This window comes from Kitasatospora sp. NPDC057015, assembly GCF_042673745.1.
Lineage (GTDB): Bacteria > Actinomycetota > Actinomycetes > Streptomycetales > Streptomycetaceae > Kitasatospora.
The window spans coordinates 27,529-51,897 of sequence record NZ_JBHUSG010000013.1; the positions used below are offsets into that span (position 1 = coordinate 27,529).

The 24,369-nt window shown below is 71.3% G+C and carries 20 protein-coding genes and 1 pseudogene; 15 read left to right on the forward strand and 6 right to left on the reverse strand.

Annotated elements, in window-relative coordinates; translation table 11 throughout:
- Positions 1 to 9: 9 nt before the first annotated feature.
- Entirely contained in the window at positions 10 to 1,146 is a 1,137-nt protein-coding gene (locus tag ACFTWP_RS15320; protein ID WP_380264999.1) for a helix-turn-helix domain-containing protein, read from the reverse strand.
- A gap of 199 nt (positions 1,147 to 1,345) precedes the next feature.
- Between ACFTWP_RS15320 and ACFTWP_RS15325 the strand changes: the two genes are divergently transcribed.
- From ACFTWP_RS15325 to ACFTWP_RS15360, 8 genes are all read left to right on the forward strand, one after another.
- Positions 1,346 to 1,771, forward strand: a complete 426-nt coding sequence (locus ACFTWP_RS15325; RefSeq protein ID WP_380265000.1) for an ATP-binding protein — start codon at positions 1,346 to 1,348, stop codon at positions 1,769 to 1,771.
- Positions 1,772 to 2,258: 487 nt separating this feature from the next.
- A complete protein-coding gene (locus ACFTWP_RS15330; RefSeq protein WP_380265001.1) occupies positions 2,259 to 3,230 on the forward strand; it encodes a hypothetical protein in 972 nt (323 codons plus the stop codon).
- Between the two features lie 300 nt (positions 3,231 to 3,530).
- A complete protein-coding gene (gene fxlM / locus ACFTWP_RS15335) occupies positions 3,531 to 4,754 on the forward strand; it encodes a methyltransferase, FxLD system (RefSeq protein WP_380265002.1) in 1,224 nt (407 codons plus the stop codon).
- 47 nt (positions 4,755 to 4,801) lie between these two features.
- A complete protein-coding gene (locus ACFTWP_RS15340) occupies positions 4,802 to 4,969 on the forward strand; it encodes an FxLD family lanthipeptide (RefSeq protein WP_380265003.1) in 168 nt (55 codons plus the stop codon).
- Between the two features lie 123 nt (positions 4,970 to 5,092).
- A complete protein-coding gene (locus tag ACFTWP_RS15345) occupies positions 5,093 to 8,137 on the forward strand; it encodes a lantibiotic dehydratase (RefSeq protein ID WP_380265004.1) in 3,045 nt (1,014 codons plus the stop codon).
- Positions 8,134 to 9,330: a lanthionine synthetase C family protein gene (locus tag ACFTWP_RS15350; protein WP_380265005.1), complete on the forward strand. Its 1,197-nt coding sequence runs from the start codon at positions 8,134 to 8,136 to the stop codon at positions 9,328 to 9,330. The genes ACFTWP_RS15345 and ACFTWP_RS15350 overlap by 4 nt, the downstream gene beginning before the upstream one ends.
- 14 nt (positions 9,331 to 9,344) lie before the next feature.
- Positions 9,345 to 10,175 carry a thiopeptide-type bacteriocin biosynthesis protein gene (locus tag ACFTWP_RS15355; RefSeq protein ID WP_380265006.1) on the forward strand — a complete coding sequence of 277 codons (831 nt, stop codon included), beginning with the start codon at positions 9,345 to 9,347 and terminating at the stop codon, positions 10,173 to 10,175.
- A gap of 98 nt (positions 10,176 to 10,273) precedes the next feature.
- Positions 10,274 to 11,305 carry a hypothetical protein gene (locus ACFTWP_RS15360; RefSeq protein WP_380265007.1) on the forward strand — a complete coding sequence of 344 codons (1,032 nt, stop codon included), beginning with the start codon at positions 10,274 to 10,276 and terminating at the stop codon, positions 11,303 to 11,305.
- A gap of 114 nt (positions 11,306 to 11,419) precedes the next feature.
- On the opposite strand, the gene ACFTWP_RS15365 is transcribed toward ACFTWP_RS15360, so the two are convergent.
- Together ACFTWP_RS15365 and ACFTWP_RS15370 are read right to left on the reverse strand one after the other, a co-directional pair.
- Positions 11,420 to 12,676 carry a three-Cys-motif partner protein TcmP gene (locus ACFTWP_RS15365; protein ID WP_380265008.1) on the reverse strand — a complete coding sequence of 419 codons (1,257 nt, stop codon included), beginning with the start codon at positions 12,674 to 12,676 and terminating at the stop codon, positions 11,420 to 11,422.
- Entirely contained in the window at positions 12,609 to 13,364 is a 756-nt protein-coding gene (locus ACFTWP_RS15370) for a DUF5131 family protein (RefSeq protein WP_380265009.1), read from the reverse strand. The genes ACFTWP_RS15365 and ACFTWP_RS15370 overlap by 68 nt, the downstream gene beginning before the upstream one ends.
- Before the next feature lie 248 nt (positions 13,365 to 13,612).
- Between ACFTWP_RS15370 and ACFTWP_RS15375 the strand changes: the two genes are divergently transcribed.
- From ACFTWP_RS15375 to ACFTWP_RS15385, 3 genes and pseudogenes are all read left to right on the forward strand, one after another.
- On the forward strand, positions 13,613 to 14,968 hold the full coding sequence (locus ACFTWP_RS15375) for a GH1 family beta-glucosidase (RefSeq protein ID WP_380265010.1): 1,356 nt from the start codon (positions 13,613 to 13,615) through the stop codon (positions 14,966 to 14,968).
- A gap of 101 nt (positions 14,969 to 15,069) precedes the next feature.
- Positions 15,070 to 15,198, forward strand: a pseudogene (locus ACFTWP_RS15380) (family 1 glycosylhydrolase); the annotation flags it as partial.
- A gap of 351 nt (positions 15,199 to 15,549) precedes the next feature.
- On the forward strand, positions 15,550 to 16,350 hold the full coding sequence (locus ACFTWP_RS15385) for a carbohydrate deacetylase (RefSeq protein WP_380265011.1): 801 nt from the start codon (positions 15,550 to 15,552) through the stop codon (positions 16,348 to 16,350).
- A gap of 123 nt (positions 16,351 to 16,473) precedes the next feature.
- Here the strand turns inward: ACFTWP_RS15385 and ACFTWP_RS15390 are convergent, their stop codons facing one another.
- From ACFTWP_RS15390 to ACFTWP_RS15400, 3 genes are all read right to left on the reverse strand, one after another.
- Entirely contained in the window at positions 16,474 to 17,448 is a 975-nt protein-coding gene (locus ACFTWP_RS15390; protein ID WP_380265012.1) for a hypothetical protein, read from the reverse strand.
- Positions 17,449 to 17,642: 194 nt separating this feature from the next.
- Positions 17,643 to 18,542 carry a helix-turn-helix domain-containing protein gene (locus ACFTWP_RS15395; RefSeq protein ID WP_380265013.1) on the reverse strand — a complete coding sequence of 300 codons (900 nt, stop codon included), beginning with the start codon at positions 18,540 to 18,542 and terminating at the stop codon, positions 17,643 to 17,645.
- Between the two features lie 61 nt (positions 18,543 to 18,603).
- Positions 18,604 to 19,320: an MBL fold metallo-hydrolase gene (locus ACFTWP_RS15400; protein ID WP_380265014.1), complete on the reverse strand. Its 717-nt coding sequence runs from the start codon at positions 19,318 to 19,320 to the stop codon at positions 18,604 to 18,606.
- Between the two features lie 82 nt (positions 19,321 to 19,402).
- On the opposite strand from ACFTWP_RS15400, the gene ACFTWP_RS15405 reads away from it, so the two are divergent.
- The 4 genes from ACFTWP_RS15405 to ACFTWP_RS15420 all read left to right on the forward strand — a co-directional run bounded on the left by ACFTWP_RS15405 (position 19,403) and on the right by ACFTWP_RS15420 (position 24,320).
- Positions 19,403 to 20,368: a GlxA family transcriptional regulator gene (locus tag ACFTWP_RS15405; RefSeq protein WP_380265015.1), complete on the forward strand. Its 966-nt coding sequence runs from the start codon at positions 19,403 to 19,405 to the stop codon at positions 20,366 to 20,368.
- Between the two features lie 237 nt (positions 20,369 to 20,605).
- On the forward strand, positions 20,606 to 21,592 hold the full coding sequence (locus ACFTWP_RS15410) for an NAD-dependent epimerase/dehydratase family protein (RefSeq protein ID WP_380265016.1): 987 nt from the start codon (positions 20,606 to 20,608) through the stop codon (positions 21,590 to 21,592).
- A gap of 230 nt (positions 21,593 to 21,822) precedes the next feature.
- Complete coding sequence (locus ACFTWP_RS15415; RefSeq protein WP_380265017.1) at positions 21,823 to 22,842, forward strand: LLM class flavin-dependent oxidoreductase; 1,020 nt, start codon at positions 21,823 to 21,825, stop codon at positions 22,840 to 22,842.
- Positions 22,843 to 23,465: 623 nt separating this feature from the next.
- Positions 23,466 to 24,320: a glutathione S-transferase C-terminal domain-containing protein gene (locus ACFTWP_RS15420; protein ID WP_380265018.1), complete on the forward strand. Its 855-nt coding sequence runs from the start codon at positions 23,466 to 23,468 to the stop codon at positions 24,318 to 24,320.
- The last annotated feature ends 49 nt before the right edge of the window (positions 24,321 to 24,369 follow it).

Sequence of the window (24,369 nt, forward strand, 5' to 3'; positions counted from 1 at the left end):
TCCTGAAGATCAGGTGGTCAGTCTCAGACCGTAGTGCACGGAAACGAGCTCTTGCCGTGCTTGTGCGGAGATTCCATCGGAGTCGAGCAGCACCATCACCCGCTCCTCGAGGTTCCGGCTGAGGTTGGGATCAGCGGTGAGAAGTCCTCGGCGAAAGCCCAGCAGCGCCCACACCGAGTGGACGTTGAGGTCGATCGCGCCGATGCCGGGCGTCAGCCTGTCGGTGAGTCCGCGCAAGAGGGCGAGGGCGTCCCACGACTGTGCTGGAGCGGCGATCATGAAGTGATCATCGGCCTTGGGTAGGGAGTCGATGCCGAGCCAGTAGGCCCAGTAGTTCAGGTTGGCGGCCTCTCCAGCCTCGTCGCCCATGCCGGTGGCCATGAAGGCGGCCAACGCGGCATGGTCCCCATGCCGAGTGAGTGATGTCGCGACGGATCGGGCGTCGGCCCAGTTCGGAGACCAGCCGTGCGTCTGTGTACGTGGCGGCCTGCGGCGTATCTCGGCTAGCCAGCCAGCAGTGTCGGGTGAAATGTCGTACGAGCAGAGGTAGAGCGCTTGTCGGCGAAGGAGTGCAGCCTCGTCACCGGACCAGTGCGCGAGTTCGGCGGCCCTGCGCATCTGGCTGAAGAATGCGTTCAGCTCATCGCGCGGAAGCTGTGGGGAGCTGGGGGTGGGTCCCCGGCGCGGGAGCTTCTCCGTAGCAGGCAGGGAGGCGGGACTGCTTCCGGTAAGTGCCCAAGCCAGCATGTGAGTTGTGTCTCGGGTCAGTACCCAGCTTGCGAGGGGGTGTTCGTCGGCGCGCTGAATCGCGTGGTCGTTCACGACGAAGTTGATGATGCTGTCGGCATCTAGTGCCTGGTCGAGCAGCATGAGAAGTGTGGGGTCTCCACCTAAGCGGAGCAAGTTACGCCTGATGGCGCGAAGTGATCCGGCTCGTGAGGAGTTCAGCGATCGACGTCCTGACTCCCAGCCTTGGATCGTGCTCTTGTCGACCTGAAGAAGTTCGGACAGTTGATCTTGGGATACGCCGATGCGCTCCCTGACCTCCTTGAGCAGGTGGCCCGAGACCGCGCCGAGGCGCTGGCCGGGCCGAGGGCTGCTGGCAGTCAGTGTTTCGAGGCCCCGCGCCTCGCCGTGAACTGTCACGTTTCTACCAACCTCGTTTGGAACAGGCGGATTACCCGTACTGGCAGTCAGTCCTTTTGATCCCGTGCGAAGCGTAGCGTCTCCATTGCAAGACGCACAGTGATCATGCCTGGATCTGGGGCGGTCGCGCGATGCGCGGTGGCAGTTCTTCACGCGGTACTGACGTCCGGCCCGATCGGAGTGATCCTGGGTGGTGACCATGCGAACGGCACAGCAACTGCACGCGTGGCAGCAGGCATTCGATGCCTATCCGGCATCGGTGGCCGCGGCGCGACACAAACTTCGGCAGGTCCTGGCCGCGTGGGGCTGGACGGGTTTTGATCAGGTTGAGGACTTGTTGCTGATCAGTTCGGAGCTGATCAGCAACGCCATCATGCACGCGAGTCGACCTGGCGACCAGGTCTGCGTGCGTCTCCAAGAGATCGGTGGCGAGTGCCGTCTCGAAGTACACGATCGACGGCCGGACTTGCTGCCGCCGAGGACGCCGTGTCCGCGCGGGGAGCACGGGCGCGGCCTGTTACTCGTCCAAGTCCTCGCAGAAGACATGGACGTCGTCACGACGAGAAGGAGCAAGATCGTGTGGGCAAAAGTGTTGCTCGGGACTTATCCGGAGCGAGCGGCATGAGGGGAAGCCTACGCCGGGCGCTGGGCTTCGGCTCGGGCCACCGGCGGTCACCAGCAGTAACGCGCCCGCCCTCTCGACCCGCTCAGCAGGCCGGCCGGGTCCCGTCGTGCCGGAGCGACTCCGAGACGGGCACGACCGGTATCCGCCCGGCCGGTCCCTCCACCGCCACCTTCTGGTGCAGCGCCGTGGCCTATCCGCAGGGAGCAGGCCGATCGACTCTGTTCGGTGCACATGTGACCCACGACGCCCGGAGGTCGGTGCGCTGGGTACAGATGCGGGTTGGCCAGCTCGCCGAGCAACTTGATCCGAAGGAGGCGCAGTCGGCGTGGGTGTGGATCCACGATGAGGGCGCCGCGGCGGCTGCGATGCGGGCACTCCTGGCGGGTGAGTCCTACTCTCTGACGGTACGAGACGAGCAGGCGACGTACGTGTTCACAGCTCAGTTCAGCACCGGTACGGAGCCGATCCTTCCGGGCAGAGGTGTCGGATGGCCGATCTGACTACCGCCTTCACCGGAGCGACCGCGGTCGGCGAGGCGGATCCGCTGCAGCTCCCGCTGGACGTTGTGCACGGCCTCGGTGAGCAGCTCGGCCCGTTCTCGTTCGACGGTACCGATCGCCGTTCAAGTGGGGTCTTCACTGGCGTTGTTCGGCCGGACAGCGGGTCGCCTCTGTACCTGCGGGCAGTACCTATCACGGCGACCTCGGGTGCGGAGCAACGTCGGGCGTACTTGGTTGCTCACCGGATCGCCCGGGTCGGGCCCGAGGCGTTCGGTGAGATCTACACGGCGCGGCATCGGCTCATCCTGCATGAGTACGTCGCCGGGAGGCCCGTCGATCTCGCGCCGGGCTCGCCGGATCTGCGGCTGGTTGGTGACTACCTGCGGAGGTCGGCCGAAGCTCTGACCGGGGATCGGGTCGGCGAGGTCGGCAGCATCGGGGGTGCGCTCGCTGCAGGTGGGTCCTGGCCCCTGCTGGCAGGCCTGGCCTACAGCAGCCTCGACCCGCGTGAGTGGGACGAGATCAACCGCCTGGTGACGCTGGACTTCGCGGCGATGCGGCTGGACGGCCCGTGCGTGGTGCACGCGCGCCTGCACCCCGGGAACTTGCTGCTCGGCGCGGGCAGGGTAGCGGCCGTGGGGTGGCGGGCCGCCTGCTTCGGTCCGGCCTGGACCGACAGCGCCCTGCTGGTTCCCCACCTGGTGGATGCCGGGCACTCGCCCGCGGCGGCCGAGAAGTGGGTCGTTCAGCACGGAGAGCTGGCCCAGGCCGACGAGGAGGCGGTGACGGCCCTGGCCGTGGCGGTCGCCGGGCGCGCCGTCTTCCGCTCAAGCCGGATCTACGACGGCCACGACGCTCTGACGCAGATCCCGGCGAAGGCGGCGCTGGAGTGGATGCGCCACCGGATGGCCGCCCGGCCCAGAGCGCGCCGCACGCGGATGACCGGAGGCGAGTGGTGACCCGAGCGGCCCCCGCCCGGGAGGGCACGGAGGGCCCCTGCATGGTCGAGCACCCGAAGGTCAGGACACCGGCCGGCGGCCGACGTCCCGGGATCACGGCGGCCGACCTCACTCGACACAGAAACCCAGCCGCTTTCGGCGGATAGCCCCACAGCTTCCTCGCTCGCGATGCCTACCAACGTCAGTACGAGGTTGCGGGGGGCGAGGAGAAACCGGCACGCCGCGCGCCCACAAGGAAGCGCGGCCCCCACCCCCATGCACCTACCGCCACCCGGCGGTGACCCACCACAAGGAGACGCGATGACCCTGACTCCCGTTCCGTCCGCCGGCACCACGGCCGAGGAGCTGCGCCACGCGATGGTCGACCAACTGCGGGCCGATGGAACGATCCGATCGGAGCGCGTGGCGAACGCCTTCCTGGAGGTCCCGCGACACGCCTTCGCCCCGGAGGTGTCGTTGGCGGAGGCGTACGAGCCGGTCCAGGCGCTGGTGACCAAGCGTGACGAGAACGGCCTCGCGGTCAGCTCGGTGTCGGCCGCGCAGATCCAGGCGCTGATGCTGGAGCAGGCCGACGTGAAGCTGGGCATGCGGGTGGAGGAGATCGGCTCCGGCGGCTACAACGCCGCGCTGATCGCCGAACTCGTCGGGCCGGCCGGCGAGGTCGTCACGGTCGACATCGACCCGTTCGTCACCGACCGCGCGGCCAAGTTCCTCGACGCTGCCGGGTACAGCCGGGTGTCCGTGATGTTGGCGGACGGCTCCGAGCCCGTGGAGGGGGGACTGTTCGACCGGATCATCGTCACGGTCGGAGCGTGGGACCTGCCGCAGGCGTGGACTGACCGGCTCGCGGAGGGCGGGACGATCACCGTGCCGCTGCGCATGCGTGGTCTGACCAGGTCGATCACCTTCCGCCGCGACGGCGACCGCCTGGTCAGTGTCAGCGCGAAGGTGTGCGGCTTCGTGAAGATGCAGGGTGTCAGCGCGCACGACGAGTTCCTGGTGCTGCCGCGCGGCACGAAGGAGATCGGGCTGCGCTTCGACGAGCTCGACCGTCCTGACACCAGCGGCCTGGCGGGCGTGCTGGAGACGGCCCGGGTGGAGCGGTGGACCGAGGTGACGGTCGGCAACCAGGAGCCGTTCGATTCGCTGTACCTGTGGCTCGCCGGCGTGCTCCCTGGCTTCGGTCTGCTGTCCGTCAACTCGGAGTTGGACACCAAGACGGTCGTGCCGGCGAACAAGTTGGCGTGTCCCGTCATCGTGGACGGCGGCAGCCTCGCCTACCTGGCGCTGCGCAAGATCGCTGAGGACCCGGTGAGGTTCGAGTTCGGGGCACACGGCTTCGGCCCCGACGGGGACCACCTGGTCGCCCTGATCACCGAGCAGGTCGAGGTGTGGACGCGCGAGCACCGCGCCGGCGACGGCCCGACCTTCACCGCCTACCCGGCGGGCACCCCCGACGACCAGCTCCCGGACGGGCCGGTCATCGACAAGAGGGACGTTCGGATCCTGATCTCCTGGCCGTGACTTGCGGACAGGTCACTCAGCACCACCCACCAAGGAGGGCAAGCCCCATGACCAAGACCATCCCGGACGCCACCGCCGCGGCCGACGACTTCGACCTCGACCTGCGCATCGTGGAGGGCGCTGACCCGGTCGCCGCGCTCCTGCGTTCCACCGACGACAACTGCGGCAGCACCTGCTCGGGATCGGCCTGTGCCAGCGGCGGCGGCAACGTCTGACCCGTCCCCGTCCCTGAGAGACCCGAGGCCCGGTGTGCGGCCGACGCGCAGAACTGCCGCACCCGGGCCTCGGCCTTGCCTGAACCGGAGGTGAACCACGTGTACCGCGTTGTGGGACCGGCCTTGATCCGTGCGTCCGCCCGCCCCGGCGGAGCGGACTTCCAATGGCCCGACCTCGCCGACCGTTCCCCCGCCGCCACGGCCAAGTGGCGGTCGTGGCTTGCACACGCCTTCTCGGATCCCCAGCTGGTGGCGGCCATCGAGGTGGCAGCCGGAGCCGAGCTGATCGCCAGGGTGCGCGCGGTGGCCGACGGTCGGGCGATCAGCACCACCCGACTGCGCAGGCTGACCGCCTCGGTGATGCACTACGCGCTGCGCAGCCAGGGCCGGGCCACGCCGTTCGGCCTGTTCGCCGGCGTGACCGCCTGCACCGTGCAGCCGCACCCGGTGGCGCCGCGGTGGGGGTCGGCGCGAGCGGCGGCCCGAGTGGACGCGAGATGGCTGGGGCAGACCGTGGGCCGCTTGGAGGAGCTGTTGGCGGACCGGCTTCCGGTGGCGGCCAACCAACTGCGCGTGGTGAGGGGTGGCCGGGTAGTGCTGCCGGTCGCGCAGCATCCGGGCGGCGGGGCGCCGGTCGAGGTGTCCGTCCGTGCCAGCCGAGCGGTGCTCGCGGCCCTGTCCGGGGCGGAGGAGCCCGTGCCCCTGGGGGCGCTCGCCGACCGGCTCGCGGAGCAGTTCCCGGGCTCCCATCCCGGCCAGGTGCGACTGATGCTCGCGGAACTGGTGCGGCAGCGGCTGCTATTGAGCTCCTTACGGCCGCCGATGGCCGCCGCTGACCCGCTCGGCCACCTCCTCGCGGCGGTCAAGCAGGCCGAGGTCGGCACCGTGTCGCAGGCTGCCCGGATCGCCGCCGAACTCCAAGCCGTCCAGGAGGAGCTGGAGCGGCACAACCGGCTCGACCAGCCGGACGAGCAAGGCCCCATGCGGGTGGGGCTCACGGCGACGATGGCGAACGTCGTCGCCGATGCCCCGCCGCTGATGGTGGACCTCCGGCTGGACGCCGGGCCGCTGGCGTTACCGGAATCGGCGGCCGCCGAAGCGGCGCAAGCCGCCGCGCTATTGACCCGGCTCAGCCCCCACCTGGGCGGGAATCCTGCCTGGCTGGACTACCACGCCCGGTTCGTCGAGCACTACGGGCCGGGAGCGGTGGTGCCGGTCGCCGATCTGGTGAACCCAGACACGGGCTTGGGGCTGCCCGCCCGCTACCGCGACTCGCTGCTCCGGCATCCCAGTGCGCATCTTGGGCGGCGTGATGCCAGGCTGCTCGCACTCGCGCAGAAGGCCGCGGTCGAGGGCTCGGGCGAAGTCGTCCTCACCCTGGAGGCGCTGGAGCACCTGGCGCCCGGGCCGGTGCCGGACGTGGTGCAGCCGCACGCGGAGCTGACCGTCCACCTCACGGCCGCCGACATCGCCGCGCTGGATACGGGGGAGTTCACCGCGACCGTGGTCGCCGCACCACGTGCCGCCGGCACGACAGCCGGCAGGTTCCTGCACCTGCTCCACCCTGATGACCGGGCGGAGCTGGCGGGGGCGGTCCGCGGGGCGCCGACGCTGCGGGCGGACGCGCAGCCGGTGCAGGTCTCGGTACCGCCGCTGTTCACCCGGGTCGAGAATGTCGCCCACGTTGGGGCGCTGCTGCCGGTGCTGTCGCTCGGCGAGTACCCGGCCTCCGGCGCGCGACCGTTGCGGCTGGACGGCCTGGGGGTGTGCGCTGACGAGAGACGGCTTTGGCTGGTGTCGCTCACCGACCGCCGACCGGTGGAGCCGCGCGTCCTGAACGCGGTCGAGTTCCGGGCGCACACGCAGCCCGTCGCCCGGTTCGTGTGCGAGATCACCAGCGCCTTCACGCCCATGCTCACCCCTTTCGACTGGGGCGCGGCCGGAAAGCTGCCGTTCCTGCCTCGGCTGCGGCACGGCCGGATCGTGCTCTCACCGGCACGGTGGAACCTGCCCGCAGCCGACCTGCCGCCTTCGAGCGCACCGTGGGGCGAGTGGGAGAAGGCCGCCCGCGGGTGGTTGACGCTGTACCGCGTTCCGGCTCGGGTGCATCTGACCCAGCAGGACCTGAAGCTCCCGCTCGACCTCGACCGGCCGGAACAGCTGGTGCTGCTGCGTGACCATCTCGACCAGCAGAAGACCGCGACCATCTCCGAGGCACCTACGGCGAAGGCGAACGGCTGGTGCGGCGGCCGGGCACACGAGATCACCTTCCAGCTGCACTCCACCCGTACACCGCTGCCCGCCACCCGCCGCCGCCCCGTCTACGCCGCCGGGCGCTACGACGGTCACCTGCCGGGGGCCTCGCGATGGCTGTACGCCCGGCTGTACGGCAATCCCAACCGGGCTGACGAGATCCTGGCTCAGGTACCCGCCTTCCTCGACCGGTGGGCGGACGGGCCGCCGTGGTGGTTCCTGCGCCATATCGACCCTGAACCGCACCTGCGGCTGCGCCTGGAGCTACCGGAGAAGGTGCCGTTCACGCTGGCCGGAGAACGGATCGGCGAGTGGGCCACCGACCTGCGGGCCGTCGGTCTGGTGACGCGGGTCCAGCTCGACACCTACCAGCCCGAGACCGGCCGGTACGGCCATGGTGCGGTGATGCGTCAGGCCGAGGCCGTGTTCGCCGCCGACTCCCGGGCCGTGGTTGCCCAGGTCGCTTACCTCGCATCCGAGCAGGCACATCGACAGGCGGTGGCGGCGGCGAGCATGACTGCCATTGCCGCCGGGCTGCTCGGCGGCGAGGCCGGAACGCGGTGGCTGCTGGAGTACGTACCCCGCCACACCGACCAGGCCCTGCCGCAGAAGATCCGCCGCCAAGCCGTGTCGCTGGCCGGCTGGCCGGTCGCCTGGCCAGGCCTGGATACCAGCGCCGCAGACCGTGCCCTGTCCCGGGCCTGGCACGCCCGCGCCGCCGCGCTCGGCGAGTACCGCCGCCACCTCGACCAACAGGGCGAACTGGAGCCCGCCGACGTGGTCGCCTCGCTGCTGCACATGCACCACGTGCGGGCGATCGGCGTTGACCCCGACAGTGAACGCCTCTGCCACAGGCTCGCCCGAGCCGCTGCCCTCACCCACAGCGCCCGCACCCCCGAAGGAGCGGCACGATGACCACCACCACTGGGCACGCCGCGCTCGCCCGGCTCATCGAACCCCTCCTTGTCCCGCCCGACAGCAACTCCGCCAAGTGGGGCCAGTCCCTGGCCAAGGGAGCCCCCGGCATCACCCTGCTGCACACGGCCCGCGCTGCCACCGGCGACGGCAACTGGGACACCGTGCACGCCTGGATCGCGGCCTGCCTGCGCCGACCCGTCCTGTCCACGCCCGGCACCGGCCTGTACTTCGGCGCCCCCGCCCTCGCCTACGCCGTGCGCACCGCCGCCCGCCTCGGCCCCCGCGACTACCGACGCCAGATCACCGCGCTGGACGACACGATCGACCGGATGACCGAACGACGCCTGGCCGCCGCCCACGAGCGGATCACCCGACTCGACCGACCGATCTTCGCCGAGTACGACCTCCTCTACGGGATGACCGGCCTGGGCGTCCACCTGCGCACACGCGGCGACGGCCACCTCCTGCGCGATGTCCTCACCTACCTGGTCCGCATCACCGGACCACTGCGCGACCGCCCCGGCTGGTGGACCGATGTCGCCCCCTCCGGGGACCCCTCCCCGCACTACCCCGGCGGCCACGGCAACCTCGGCCTCGCCCACGGCATCACCGGCCCGCTCTCCCTCCTCGCCCTCACCTGGTCCGACGGCATCCGCGTCCCCGGCCACGAGGCGGCGATCGAGCGGATCACCGCCTGGCTCGACACCTGGCACCAGGACACCGGCACCGGCCCGTGGTGGCCGGAGGCCGTCACCCCCGCCGAGTCCGCCTCCGGCCGCACCCGCCAGAAGGGCCCGCTGCGCCCGTCCTGGTGCTACGGCACCCCGGGGATCGCCCACGCCCAACATCTGGCCGCACTCGCCACCGACGACAGGCCCCGCGCCCAGCTGGCAGAACGCGCGCTGCTGGCCTGCCTCACCGATCACCGGCAACGGGCCGGGCTGGTCGACAACAGCTTGTGTCACGGCACCGTCGGAGTCCGCCTTCTTGCACACCGGTTCGCAGAGCGCACCACCGACTCCACCACTGCCGCACACCTGCGTTCAGCCGCCGACGCGCTGCCCGTACTCGATGCGGCCCCCGCAGAACCGGGCCTGCTCGACGGCGCGGCCGGCACCTCGCTGGCCCTGCACACCCTCACCACCGACCAGCCCCGCACGGACTGGGACGCCTGCCTGCTGCTGGCCTGACCCAGGAGAGTGCCGTGACATACCCCGCCGAGCCGCCGTGGCTCCAGCACCACCTGCACCTGGCCGACCCAGGCGCCACCGAGGCGCTGGCCGCACAGTACCTCGGACCTGCCCTGACCTCCCTGGAGGAGGCAGGAGTTGTCGCCGCCTGGCACTTCCTGCGCAAGGGGGACCGCTGGCGGCTTCGCTACCTGCTGACCGCCCCGGACGGCGCCTCAGCCGTGGACGCGATGCTGAAGCAGTGCCGCGAGGCCGCAATGGTCACAGCCTGGACCCCGGTGATCTACGAACCCGAAACCCTCGCTTTTGGGGGAGCGGAGGGCATAGTGGTTGCCCACCGGCTGTTCCATCGCGACAGCCGGCAGATCCTCGCCTACCTGCGCACCATTCGGAGTGAGCAACTCAGCGATCAAAGAGCGGAGTTGTCGGTTCTGCTCGGGACCGCGATGATGCGCGGCGCAGGCCTGGACTGGTACGAGATCGGCGACACCTGGGCCAAGGTGGCAGTCCACCGGCCCCCAACCCGGGATTCCGGGCCCAGCATGCGCCTGCGAAATGCCGTCGGCATCCTTCTCCGCACCGATACAGACTCCGCCTCAGCTCTTCTCAATCGTGGCCAACTCTCCTTCGCCAGAGAGTGGTTCACAGCCTTCACTGACTGCGGGCGAACCCTTCGAGAGCTTGCCGAGGCTGGGCGGCTGCATCGTGGCCTACGGGTAATCCTCGCTCACCATCACCTTTTCCACTCGAACCGGCTCGGCCTCAGCCACCAGCAGCAAGCCCTGCTCGCCGAGGCCGCCACCACCACCGTCCTTGACCTGAACCCGGAGCCGGAAGCTACCTAATGACGATTGCCATTCCACCCGGTCCCCTCGCTGACGCCCTCGCCCGACTTCCGCTCGTCCCCCGCAGGCACGCCCTTGCCCTTCCATTGGACGACCGCGTGAAGCGCCTCACCGAGCTTGCCACGTCGGCCGACGCCACCGGCAACCTCGTCCAGGCATCCGCTGTCCACAACCTCACCGCGTTGCTCGCCGCCGACCGTGGGCTGCCCGGCCGTGCACGTTCCCTGTGCCGCGGCCACGCCAACCTCTACCTCGCCCACCGGCCGCTGACTGCAGAGCGGGGCCGCCTGGCCCTGGAGCCGCTGGTCAACCTCGCTCACCTGCTCACGCGGGCGGGCGACGGCGATGCGGCCCTGGCCGTGCTCGATCAGCTGGCCTACGCGGTCGCCACCAGCAACGACACGACCTTGGCAGGTCTTCCGGTGAGCCTGGCTGATCTGACCACTCCCGGCACCGCCCGGGAGGACGTCAACGAGTGGCTGGACAACATCCGGATCTACGATGGCGCCCGCGCCCTCGTGCGGGCCGGACGCTGGGTGGACGCCTACCTACACCTGAAGGCGGCCGGGGACGTCGGACGGAGGATGTTCGACGGCCGCCAGATCGGTGCCGTCGCCGTCACCACCCAAGGGCACACCGACCTCGCGCTCGGAGTTCTGGCCGGAGCGCCGACGGAGGAACCCTGGGAGGACGTGGTTGCTGCCGCGCTCACGGTGGCCTGCACGCTCATCGCCGGCCGCCCCTCCGTCGAGCACACGGACGCGATGCTCACCGGCCACCGGGTTCTTGCCCTCCACGACGAGATGCCGATCTTCGACGTTCGCCTGGCCCTCTCGGTCGCGGACCTCGCCACGGCAGCCGGCCACCCCGATCAGGCCCGCCGGATCTTCTCCGACACCGCCGCGAGAATCCTCGTAAACCCCGAGGGCTACTGTGCCCGCGACCTACTCACCCACCCCCGAGGGCGGGACCTTGCCCCCACCGAACGTGATCAGCTCGCCGCGGTCGCCGCCACGGCCGGCCTGGGGGTGGGCGATCTGTCCACCGACCTGGAAGACCGCATCGCCGCTGCGAACACGCTGGCCACCCAGGTCATCAACCGCACACTCCACCACAGGAACGGCGAATGACGGTCGGCGAACGCTGTACGTGGCCAAGTCGGTTCGCCTGATGTCGAAGTCAAGGTCCTGCCATTCATGCGAACCATGAGCCTGTCGGCAAGTGTGCTCATCGTGGACTTGCAGTCAGAACAGTGCATCCTGGTGGGTGGCCGTGACCTGAGTGCTTCGAACGATGCGGCCAGGGGCGGTTGTGGTGATCCGCTTCTCCTCCCGCAATCTGGTGAGTGCAGGAATGACCTGAGCAGGCCGGTAGACGGTCTCCAAGAGCGCGAAGCGTTGGAGTGCGGCCACGGTGAACCCGTCCGGCGAACTGCGAAGGTATTCGATGAGGATGCGGCGCAGTGGGCCCGTATCGGGTTCGAGTGTGAGCTCCAGGACCTGCTGGTCCGGGTCCTTGGGGTCGCAGTAACGCACCCCCGTGGTGGTGTCGACCTTCCACATGGCTTCCTTCATCTTCTCCACGCCCTTCTCATGGCTCGTGCCGAAGATGAGGTACAGCAGATGGCGCTTCTCGTCGATCATCTCGAAGGAGAGGCTGTGGTCGAAGCCGGCGGCTCTGAGAGTTCTGCGGTACTGATCTCGTAGATAGGGAGCCTTCTCGTTGGATGGCAGAGCGAACACGGAGTGCCAGTCGGAGTTGCCGAAGAAGGCATCGCCGGCGGCGCGGTGCGTTCCGTCCTTCTGGGCGAATCGGACGAGGAACTGAGGCTGGAAGGTGATCATGACCTCGCTGCTGCGGTGCCGAGCCACCTGTTGCAGCAGGGCGAAGGGCACCTCGGGGCTGCCGAAGCCGTCCAGGAGAACGAACATCGGGTGGCCGAGGCTGCCTGTCTGCGCGAGGTTGCGCAGTAGGTCGGGGTGGCAGCCCCCTTGGGTGACGTGTGTTTCCAGTCGAGCGAGTTCGGGGCCGGGTTGATTCTCCCGGGCGTGCGCGAGCTGCTGTTCCAACTCGGTCTTTCGTCGGCCGTCCTCTTCGACGAGCACCATCTTGACGCGCTTGCCCGCGCGTTGGCGAAGGGAGCCCGCCAAGACCTGGTGGGCGATCACCGGGGATCCCGCCTCGCCGCCCTTGTAGATGCCGGGTCCGGCGAAGCCTTCGGCGTAGGTAACGATGTCGTTGCGGGACAGCAGGATGGGTGCCCATGCCTGCAGGTACTGCCGGAGCACATCATGCTTGGCGGCGGTATGTGGATCTCTATGCCAGGTAGGTTCTTTCGGTACCACCATGTGTCCCCCACGCGGTGTCGCGAATATGCCTGGGGAGAGGATCACACAACCTTCACTGGTCCACCAGGGTGCGTGGACGGCGCATTCAGGAGAGGGCGAGGCTGCTGCCGAGCGGAAGTTGATCCCAGGTTCGCCCTTGAAGATCTCGGCCACCGGCCTTGGGGTTTCGGCCGCCCCACTGCTTGAAGAAGAACGGTACCTCGGCGGCCTGGCAGGCTTCGCGGACTTCGATGACCCACTCTGACTCGATCGGCCGGTGCCCAGGGCCCGACTCGCCGCCCACGATGACCCAACCGATGCCGTCCAGATTCAAGCCAGGCAGCGAGCCGAGCAGCGGCTCCAGGGACAGAAACCTCACGGACGCGGGTACTTTCCGCAGGTCGTCGATGCGATGCAGCTGTTCGACGCTCTCGACGGAGACGCCCATCCATAGGTTCGCCGGCCACTCCAGCTTCTGGGCGACCCGGCGCAGGCGCAGGGATCGCTTGGTCAGTACCTGGTAGGTGTGCTGCGGCGTGTCGGTGATGACGTCGAACACGTCACGGACGAAGGAGAGAGGCACTTTGGCGTGGAAGAGATCGCTCATCGAGTTTACGAAGACCTTGCGCGGGCTCTTCCACTGTCGAGGCACGTTCAGGGCGTCGGGATGAATCGTCAGGCCGAATCCGGGACCCGACGTTCGAAGGTCCCCGTCTCGCTGATACTTGGCCGCGCCCATGGACTTAAGTCGCTTGGCAAGTGTGAGGGCATAGCAATTGTCGCATCCGGGGGAGACCTGATCGCATCCCGTTGTTGGGTTCCATGTCGCCTCGGTCCACTCGATGGCGCTGCGATCGCTCATGGTTCGGCCTCCCCAGCCGGCCCGCGGCATGCTCCGGGCCTGTGTCTGCCGTGTCCAACGAGCCATCACCCGAACGGACACGCGATCCGCCCCATCATTGCCATCGAACGGCCGCTCCGCCAGCCCCGAAGGGCTCGCGATCGTAGGCGATGCCGACAGAGCTGGTGTTTCGGCGTCGACGCACTAACATGAGCACTCCTCGTGTTTTATGCTCTCATCCATCGCCGTCGTCAGCTGGGAGTCAGGCCATGCCGAACCGACTCGACCTCCCCGCGGGCTTCCGCTGGGGTGTCTCCACCGCCTCCTACCAGATCGAGGGGGCGGTCGAGGAGGACGGCCGCGGCCCCTCGATCTGGGACACGTTCGCCGCACGCCCCGGCGCCGTCCGCGACGGCCACACGGGCGCCGTGGCCTGCGACCACTACCACCGCTACGCCGAGGACGTCGCCCTGATGCAGGGCCTCGGGCTGGACGGCTACCGGTTCTCGATCGCCTGGCCCCGCATCCAGCCCACCGGCGCCGGCCCCGCCAACCCCGCCGGCCTCGACTTCTACGACCGCCTGGTGGACGCCCTGCTCACCGCCGGGATCACCCCGCTGCCCACCCTCTTCCACTGGGACCTCCCACAGGCCCTGGAGGACGGTGGCGGCTGGCTCGCGCGCGACACCGCGTACCGCTTCGCCGAGTACACGGCCGTGGTCGCGGACCGGCTGGGCGACCGCGTCCCCGCCTGGATCACGCTCAACGAGCCCTTCGTGCACATGGTCTACGGCTACGCCCTGGGCATCCACGCCCCCGGCCGCGCCCTGATGCTCGACGCCCTGCCCGCCGCCCACCACCAGCTGCTGGGCCACGGCCTGGCGGCATCCGTGCTGCGCGAGCGCGGGCTCGACGTGATGATCGCCAACAACCTCACCCCGGTCCGCCCGGCGAGCTCCTCGGAAGCCGACCGGGCTGCCGCGGCGGCCTACGACGCCCTGCACAACCGGCTGTTCACCGACCCGATCCTGCTCGGGCACTACCCCGACCTGTCGGCCTTCGGCGTCGGCCCCGACCTCGGCGGCAGCGTCCGCGACGGCGACCTCGAGCTCATCGCCGCCACGCCGCTCGACGGCCTCGGCGTCAACTACTACAACCCCACCCGCATCGCCGCCCCCACCGACCCCGCCCTCCCCTTCACCGAAGCCCCGATCGAGGGCGTCCCCCGCACCGCCTTCGACTGGCCCGTCGTCCCCGACGGCCTGCGCGAGCTCCTTACCGGCCTCCGCGACCGCTACGGCGCCGCCCTCCCGCCCGTCACCATCACTGAGAACGGCTGCTCGGTCGCCGACGAACCCGCCGCCGACGGCACCGTCGCCGACCCGGACCGGATCGCCTACCTCGCCGGCCACCTCGACGCACTCGCCGCCGCCGTCGCCGAAGGCGTCGACGTCCGCGGCTACTTCACGTGGTCGTTGCTCGACAACTTCGAGTGGGCGCAGGGGTTCAGTCAGCGCTTCGGCCTGGTCCATGTTGACTTCGAAACTCAGCGGCGCACGCCGAAGGCGTCTTATGGGTGGTACCGCGATCTGATTGCGGCGCACCGGGGTCGGTCCGATGGGTAGGAGGCGTTCCGGATCAGTCAACTCAGCTGTCTGAGAGGCATATTGGCGACAACTTCGGATCGTTCTGGAGGCTCCGTCTACAATGACAGGGTGTTCGACGGGCCGAGGGCTACCACCAGCGCTTCGGCCTGGTCCATGTCGACTTCGAGACGCAGCGGCGGACACCGAAGGCGTCGTACGCCTGGTACCGGGACCTGATCGCAGCCCACCGCGCGGTGCGGGAGAGGTAGTTGGGCATCCTCGCGGGGAGCTGTCGGCTGGACCGGACCTGTTCCGGAGCCTACAGCCGGCGGAACACGGAGCTCGGCGTTTCGATCGCCTGCGCGGAGGGCTTGTCGGTGAGGTGGCGGCTCACGCCAGGCCGGTCCCGGCGTCGGCGGAACGGTTCGCCGGGCATCGCGCACGTTCGTCCATGCGCCCTCGGCCCGCGATCGGACGGGCCCGGGCGCGCGGTGGGCGCGCCGTCGACGGGGGTCGTCCGCGCCCCCGGACACGCCCCCCGCGGGCAGAACGCCGGGACGGGGCACGGTCGTCCATGTCCGTCCGGGGGGTGACCTGCGGATACTGGCAGCCCACGGTAGGTGTGCGACAAGGCGGCGGAGGAACGGGTGGCGGCGGACGGCAGGGGCGTCGAACTGGTGGTCCGGGTGGACGACGCCGGGCTGAGCGAAGGCGTCAACCACGCGATCGTGGAGGCCCTGCGGGGCCCGGTCGCCCGCAGTGTCTCGGTGATGGCGGCCGCCCCCGCGGCCGCGCACGCCGCCGGACTCCTCGGGTCCGTGCCCGGGGTGGTCTGCGGCCTGCACGTGACGCTCACCAGCGAGTGGGAGCAGGTCCGTTGGGGGCCGGTCCTGCCGCCCGCCCGGGTGCCCTCCCTGGTCGATGCCGACGGGCTGTTCCTGCGGACCACGGCGGAACTGCAGGAGCGCGGGGGAGCGGATCCGGACGAGGTGGCCGCGGAGATCACCGCGCAGCTCGACCGGCTCCGGGGCTGGGGTCTGACGGTCCACTACCTGGACGAGCACATGGGGGCCGGCTGGGTCGACGGAGTGGGCCCGGCCGTCCGCGCGGTCGCCGCCGCCGAGGGCCTGCTGGACGCGGACCGGCGGGCGGCGCCGCTGCCCCTGCCGGCCACGGGGGACACCGCCGCCGCGCTGCCCGCAGCGGTGCAGGCCTGCCCGCCGGGCGGACCGCGCGTGCTGATCACCCACCCCGGCTTCGACGACCCCGCGCTGCGCGCGCTGCGCGGTACCGGCTTTCCCGACGGGGGTGTGGGCTTGGTCCGCGACGCGGACCGGCGGATGCTCACCGACGGCGGCCTGTGGGAGGCGGTCCGCGCGGCCGGCGCCGTGTTCACGGACTTCGCCCGGCTCGCCCCGTAGCCGTCCGGGCCGTCGTCCCGCTCTCCGGCTCCTGTTCCGCCTGACCTCGGACGGAGACCCCCTCCGCTGCCGTACCCCGCACGAGCCGGTGGATCGTCCGTTCCACCGGATGTCGAGCTGCCGTCAGCGGTGGTGGCCGGGCAGGTGGGCGAGGAGGAGGTTCGGGTCCTTGCCCGTGGTGTAGGCGGCGTTGAGGACGTACACCTCGTCGCCGCGCAGTGCGACGGAGGTCGGGTTCTGGAGTCCGTCGTCGGTGTTCAGCACGGTGGTGCTGGTGCCGTCGGGGCGGACGAGCACGACCTGGTTGGGGGCGTTGAGGGTGGCGAGCACCTCGTTGCCACGGCCGGTGAAGGTGAAGTCGTCGACACCGGCCAGTCCGGTCGCCCGCACCTGCGGTGCTCCCGCCCTGTTTCCGTGACGGATCGGGATGCGTACGAGCGTGCCCCGGTCGAGGTTGGTCACCCAGAGCGCGCCGTCGTGGACCTTCGCGCCGTTGGCTCCGAGGAAGCCGGTCGATGCGAGCTCCGACGCGGTCGACCAGGCGGTGGGACGGCCCCCGGAGAGGGGGACGGTCCACACGGTGCCGAGCACCGAGTCGGTGATGTAGAGCTGCTCGCTGTGCGGGTCCAGTGCCAGACCGTTCGGCAGGCCGTCCGGGGGCAGTGCGGCGATCCGCTCCGGTGCCTGGCCGGGGGCCAGCCGCCACAGGCCCGTCAGGTCGGCGGTGCCGGTCGCGTACAGCACGTACGTGCTTCCGTTCGCGGCCCGGACGATGCCGGTGGTCAGGGGGAATCCGAGGACGGGGGTCGTGGCTCCGCCGTCGGCGGGCGCGGGCAGTGTGGCGAGGACGCGGGTGCCGCCCCCGGGGGTGACCCGGGCGACCTGGCGGCTGCCGGCGAAGGTCACGTCGGCGGTGCCGTCGGGCAGCAGGGCGATGTTCTCCGGCATCTGGCCTGCGGCCAGGTCGAAGTGATTGGCGATCCGAACGTGGCCCAGGGGCTTGGTCGTCACCGGTGCGGCGTCGGCCGGGTGGGCCGCGGCGATGGCCGTTGCGGCCGTCACCGCGGCTGTTGCGAGCAGGCTGATTCGCTTGAGCATGGGTTCCTTCTCTGTTCTCGGGCGTGCGGGCGTGGAGGTATGCGGGCGGGCGGGTATGCGGGCGTGCGGGCATGCCGCAGCCGGGGGAGTGCCGGGGCGGGCGGAGGCGGACCATCGGAGGCGGACGGGGCGCCGTCGACGCACGTACGGGCGTCAACGGCCGCGGAAGGGGCCCGGAGAGGGGCGCGCTCGGGTCAGGTGGGACGGGATCCTGCGCCCCTGCGGGGCCGGACCGTCTCGCTCCCCCCACTGGCCTGGGCCAGGAGGCTGAGGGCCGCTGCGGAGGGGGACCCGGGGGCGGCCGTGGCGATCACCACGGCCGGTCCGGTTCCCTGCGGACTCTGGAGCGTCTGCTGGGTGACGGTCAGGGTCCCGACCGTCGGGTGGTGCATCTCGTAGTCGGCGACGTCGCAGGCCACGATCCGGTGGTCGGCCCACATGGCCGCGAACTCCGGGCTGCGCATGCTCAGTTCACCGACGAGCCCGGCCAGCAGCGGATCCTCCGGAAACCGGCCGGCGGTGAGGCGCAGGTTGCCGACCACGGCCCTGGCCTTGGCGGGCCAGTCGGCGTAGAGGCCCCGGGTGTGGGCGTCGAGGAACACCTGCCGCGCCATGTTCGGCCGGCGGCCCGGTTCGTCGGGCCTGCCCCGCTCGACGTGGCCGGCGAACAACGCGTGACCCCGCGAGTTCCAGGCCAGCACGTCACTGCGGCGGCCCAGGACGACGGCGGGTGTGCCTTCGAGCGCCGCCAGCAGCGCGCCGGTGGCCGGGGTGACGCGCTCGGGGCGGGGACGGGGTGCGGCCCTGCCCCGCGTCGGCGTACGGGCGAGCTCGTGCAGATGCACCCGCTCGGACTCGTCCAGGCGCAGGGCGGTCGCGATGGCATCGAGCACCTCGCGCGAGGCGTTGCGCGAGGTGCCCTGCTCAAGCCGGGCGTAGTAGGGCGCGCTGATGCCCGCGAGCATCGCCAGCTCCTCCCGCCGCAGCCCGGGCACCCGGCGCCGCTCGCCGTACGTCCGCAACCCGACGTCCTCGGGACGCAGCAGGCCCCGGCGGGCCTGGAGGAAGTCGGCGAGTCGCCCGTGCTTGTTCATGGGACCGAGTATGCGCAGCGCCACCGACCGGTGCCTCACCCTGCGGGGGTGCTGATCCCCGTCAGTGCGGGGCCGTCTCGGCGGCGAACGGCGCGCCGTGGCCGGGAACGATGACGTCCGCGCCGGCCAGCACCCGCAGCCGGGAGGCGCGCAGTCGGGCGAGATCGGGCGCGACCGGGTCGAGCACCGGGCCGTTCGGCCGCCACCACAGGTCGCCGACGAACGCGACCACGCCCTCGGCCGTCCCGGCGAGCAGGGTGATGTCCTCGGCGCTGTGTCCGGGGGTGCGGATGAGCCTCAGCGACGGGGTGAGTTGGAGACCCTCGGCATCCCGGTCGAGCCACTGGTCGTCCAGGTACTCGGCCTTGTGGTCGTGCACCCGGGCCCGCTGGAACAGGCCGACGTTCATGGTGTTGTCCGGATGATGGTGACTGAGCACCACGTCGGTGATGTCGTCGGCGGAGAGCCCGAGTTCGGCCAGCGGGCCGAGGATCCGGTCGCGTCCGGCCACCATGCCCGGGTCGACGATCACCCGCCGGTCGCCGTCGGTGACGTAGGAGACGGTGGCGGCCACGCCGGGGCCGGTCGAGAGCGTGTAGCCGGTGGTCAGGACGTGGTACCTGGCGCTGCGACCGGCCGGCGCGTCGGTCGTCCTCGCGGCACCGGCCACACCGGTCGCGTTGCTGCCGGCCCCGTCCGCGCCGGCCCCGTTCGTGCCGGTCTCGTTCATGCTCGTCCCGTTCATGCTGTCCTCGCTCGTGGTCGTTGCGCTGCTCACAAGGACGATCCTGCCCGGGTCCCGGAGGGCCGACGAGTGGCAGACATGCCACTGATCGCAGGTTCTGTGCCAAACTCCGGGGATGCCGAAGTTCGCCACCGTCGCCGCCTACGCCCCGCCCGGGGTGGGCATGCTCGCTGTCGGTGTGGTCGCCGAGGTGTTCGCCGAACGAGGCGGTGACCTGCCGCGTTTCGAGTTCACGCTGTGCGGCGACCGCCCGGGGCCGGTCCCCACCGACGTCGGTGTGCCCGTCGCCGTCGCGCACGGGCCGGAACGGCTGGCCGAGGCCGACCTGGTGCTCGTGCTGCCGTGGGCGGGCTTCCGCGACCCCGTGCCCGGGCCGGTGCTGGACGCCCTGGCCACCGCTCACGCGCGCGGTGCCGTGCTGGGCGCGCACTGCGTCGGCGTCTTCGCCCTGGCCCGGACCGGACTGCTGGCCGGCCGCCGGGCGACGACCCACTGGCGGTTCGCCGAACTGCTCGCCGCCCGCCATCCGGACGTCACCGTCCAGGCGGACGCCCTCTACATCGACGAGGGCGACATCGTCACGGGCGCCGGTGCGGCGGCCGGCTTCGACCTCTGCCTCCACCTGCTGCGCCGCGAGTTCGGCGCGTCGGTCGCGAACGCGGTCGCCCGCGATCTGGTGCTGCCACCGCACCGGGACGGCGGCCAGGCCCAGTACCTGGTGGCGCCGGTCGCCGAGGACTGCCAGGACGAACGGCTCGCCGACGTCCTGGCCTGGGCACGCGCACACCTCGACCGGCCGCTGCCGGTGGCCGAGTTGGCCGAGCGCGCGCTGATGAGCCGGCGTTCCTTCGCCCGACGCTTCACCGCGGCCACCGGCAGCACCCCGTACGCCTGGCTGCTGAACCAGCGCCTCGGCCGCGCCGAGGAACTGCTGGAGAGCACCGATCTGCCGGTCGAGGAGGTGGCCCGCCGGGTCGGCTACGGCAGTGCGGCGGTCCTGCGCGAACAGTTCGTCCGCCGCCGCGGCGTCCCGCCGAGGGCCTACCGCAGCGCCTTCACCCGGACCGTACGGTCGGGGTGACTCCGGCGCGGTCGCGGTGACTCGGGCAGGCCCGGGGTGACCCCGGCGGGCTCCGTGCAGGGGCCCGGCGGAATCCGAGGAGCTGGACCAAGGCCGGCCTCCCACCGCGGGCGACCGGGATCCCGGGCTGGAGAACGCCCCGCCGGGGAACGGCTGATGAGGTTTCAGCTGACGGCGATTCCGCTGATGGCGGATGGGGGTGGACCGATCGGCGCATCGGTGGCGAGAGTGATCGGTATGCGACTTCTCATGCTCGGTGGATCCGGATTCGTCGGCCGCGCCATCGTCAACGAGGCCCTGTCCCGCGACTGGGACGTGACCCTGCTCCACCGCGGCAGCCGCCGGCCGCCGGCCGGTGCCACCGTCCTGCGGGGCGACCGGACCGCCCCCGACGGACTGGCCGCGCTCGGCGCCGGTGAATGGGACCTGGTCGTGGACACCTGGTCCGCGCGGCCCTCCGCCGTCCGGGACGCGGCGGACGCGCTCGCGAAGCGCGCCGACCGGTACGTGTACGTCTCCAGCGGCTCCGTGTACGCCGACCCGGTCGACCACGGCGCCGCCGAGAACGGCGTCCTGCTGGACGGCTCGCCCGACGACGGCGACGTCCCCTATCCGCAGGCCAAGCGCGGCGGGGAGCTCGCCGTCACCGGCGCGTTCGGCGCGGACCGTTCGCTGCTGCTGCGCGCCGGCCTCATCCTCGGCCCGGGCGAGGACGTCGGCCGGCTGACCTGGTGGCTGGACCGGATCGCCCGTGGCGGCCCCGTGCTCGCCCCCGGCCCGCGCGACCTGCCGCTCCAGTACGTCGACACGCGCGACCTCGCCGGCTGGGCCCTGGACGCCGCCGTGCGCGGACTGTCCGGCCCGTACAACGTGGTGAGCAGGCCGGGCCACGCCACCATGGGCGAACTGCTGGAGTCGTGCGTGGCCGCGACCGGATCCGACGCGGAGCTGCGCTGGACCGACCCCGAGCGGATCGCCGCCGCCGGGATCGCACCGTGGACGGAGCTGCCGATCTGGGCACCGCCGGGCGAGCTGCACGAGTTCCTCTACGGCGCGGAGACGTCCAGGGCGTTCACGGACGGGCTGCGCTGCCGGCCGGTCGCCGAGACCGTCGCGGACACCTGGGCGTGGCTGAAGGAGCTGGGCGGAGTCTCGCCGCAGCGCCCCGACCGCCCGGTCCTCGGGCTGGCCCCCGAGACCGAGGCCGCCGTGCTGCGCGGTTGACGGACCGCGGCCCCCGGCCGGCCCGGGCGCGGGCCGGGTCGGGGGCACCGTCGCGTCCCGCGCGCGGATGTCACGTGCGTGTTGCCCCGGATTGCGTTTCCGGGGAAGCACTTGAGCGCCGCTGAGCGGTGTGTGAGGGTGGGGCGGACGTCCGGTGATCGGAATCCGGACCGTGCAAGTCGAACCGCAGCCGGTCGGTGCCGGGCCTGTCGCGGAGTACGGAGGAATCGGTGCCGTCGCACTCGCAGCCCCTGCGGAAGCTGGGATTCCTGACCATCGGGCTGTTCGACCCGGCCGACCCCGCCCACGGACACGAGTCGACGCTCCGGATCATCGAACTCGGCGAGCAGCTGGGATTCGACAGCGCCTGGGTGCGCCACCGACACCTGCAGCACGGGATATCCTCGCCCGTCGCGGTGCTGGCGGCGGCCACGCAGCGCACCAGCCGCATCCAACTGGGCACCGCCGTCATCCCGCTGGGATGGGAGAACCCGCTGCGGTTGGCCGAGGACCTGGCGACCGTCGACATCCTGTCCGGCGGCCGGCTCAATCCCGGCATCAGCGTCGGCCGCCCCGGGCAGTACGACCGGGTCGCCTCCGCGCTCTACCCCGACACCGCCGAGGCCGAGGACTTCGGCTACGAGCGGGTGCGGCGGCTGCTGGACTTCGTCCGCGGCAAGCCGGCCACCGACTTCAGCGGGGTCGAGGGCATCGAGGTGTTCTCCGACCGGGTCCAGCCGATCGCGGCCGGCCTGGCGGACCGCATCTGGTACGGCGGCGGGAGCCTGCGCTCGGCCCGGTGGGCGGGTGAGCAGGGGCTCGGCCTGCTGACCAGCAACGTGCTGCGGGCGGAGGAGTCGGAGGACTTCGCCGAGATCCAGCGTTCGCAGATCGCCGCCTTCCGCGCCCGCCACCCCGAGGGTGCGCGTGCCCGGGTCTCCCAGGGGCTGGTCGTCATCCCCACCGACGGTGCGTCGGCGCAGCAGCGTGCCAAGTACCAGGAGTACGTGCGCAGCCGCACCCCGCGCACCGCCACCCCGCAGGGGCCGGCACGGACGATGTACGCGCGCGACCTGATCGGGACGTCCGCCGAGATCGCCGAACAGCTCTACGCCGACGCCGGGTTCAGGGAGGTCGACGAGGTGGTCTTCGCGCTGCCGTTCACCCTCGACCACGAGGACTACGTGCAGATCCTCACCGACATCGCCACCGGTCTCGGGCCGGCGCTCGGGTGGCAGCCGGCGCTCTGAGACGCCGCACCACCACGGTCAGGAGCGCCCCGGCAGCGTCGGGGCGCTCCTGACGTCGTGTCCGGTCCCGGCCGCGGGTCCGCCCCTGGCAGGCCGGGCGGCCCGACTCCCGAGCGCGGGGGCGAGCCGCCGGCATGCCGCCCCCGGAAGCCCTGCGGCCCGCGGCTTCCGGCGCCCGCGAGCTGACGCACCGTCTCACCGGAGCGCGATGCGCGTCCCACCATGCGGGACGGTCCGCCCACCCCTGTCGTGGCCCTTGACGTGACGCGGCTGCGGGATGACACTCCGAAGCAGGAATCGTCGACCGTAGGCGGGAGAGCCGTGGGGCACGCGGAGCCGGTGATCGAAGGCGTGGCTCACGCCGTCCGGTCGCTCCCGATGCTGACGTGCCGTCGCCACATCGACCTGCAGCGGGTCTGCAGCAGCATGGCAGGGCCGTTCACCCTCCACGGTCCGGCAACCCTCCCCGCCTGATTCCCCGGCTGCTTCCCCGGCCGACCTCCCGTCTGGTCCACAGCGGTCGGTCGCCTGCCCCGGGCTGCGCCCATCTCCCCCCTCACCCGTCCGTTGTCCGCGCCTCCGCGCGTCGGCGTGTCCGCGCGCCTCCGACTCCTGGGAGACCCATGTCCGCCACGTCCCCGTTCGCCGTGCCCGCCCTCCGCGGGCGGATCGGCCACGACGCCCGCAGCGGCTACTACCCCGTGCCGCACCGCTACCGGCTCCACCTCACACTCTCCTGTCCGCACTGTCTGCAGATCGCCGTCACCCACAGCCTGCTCGGCCTCGACGACACCCTGCCGGTCACGCTGCTCCCGGCGCTGCCCGACGCCGGTGACGACGGGTACCTCGCGCTGCGACCGCTGTACGAGGCGACGGCGCACCAGTACCCCGGGCGGGCCGGGGCGCCGGTGCTCAGCGACGACTGGAGCGGACGGATCGTCAGCAACGACCCGGCCGAGATCCTCACCGACCTGGTCAGGCGGTTCCCCGGTCCGGACCTCTACCCGCACGGCGCCGAGGGGGCGATCGGGGCGGTCAGGCAGCTGTGCGAGCAGAGCATCAACGCCCCGGCCCAACAGGCGGGCCAGTCCGACGCCACCCCGGCCGCGCGCGCGACGGCGCTGCGGAGCCTGCTGGACGGGCTGGCGGCGATCGAGCACCGGCTGGACGACCGGACGTACCTGCTGGGGGAGGAGATGACCCTCGCGGACGTGGAGCTCTGGGTGACCCTGGTGCAGTTGGACACCGTGCACCGCTGGCACCTGGACGCCGCCGCCGTGCAGCGCATCGCCGAGCACTCCCGGGTGTGGGAGTACGCCCGCCGACTGGCCGGGCATCCGGCCTTCGGCCGCCATCTCGACCTGGACGGCATCGCGCGCCGCCACCACACCCGTTGCCTGGGTGAGGAGGCCGCCGGGGCGGCGATCCAGATCGTGGACTGGGCGGAGCACGCCCAGGGGCGGGTCTACTCCGGCTGAGCGGGGGCGGCACGGCGGCGCGGCCCGGCGGACCTAGGCCGTGTCTGAC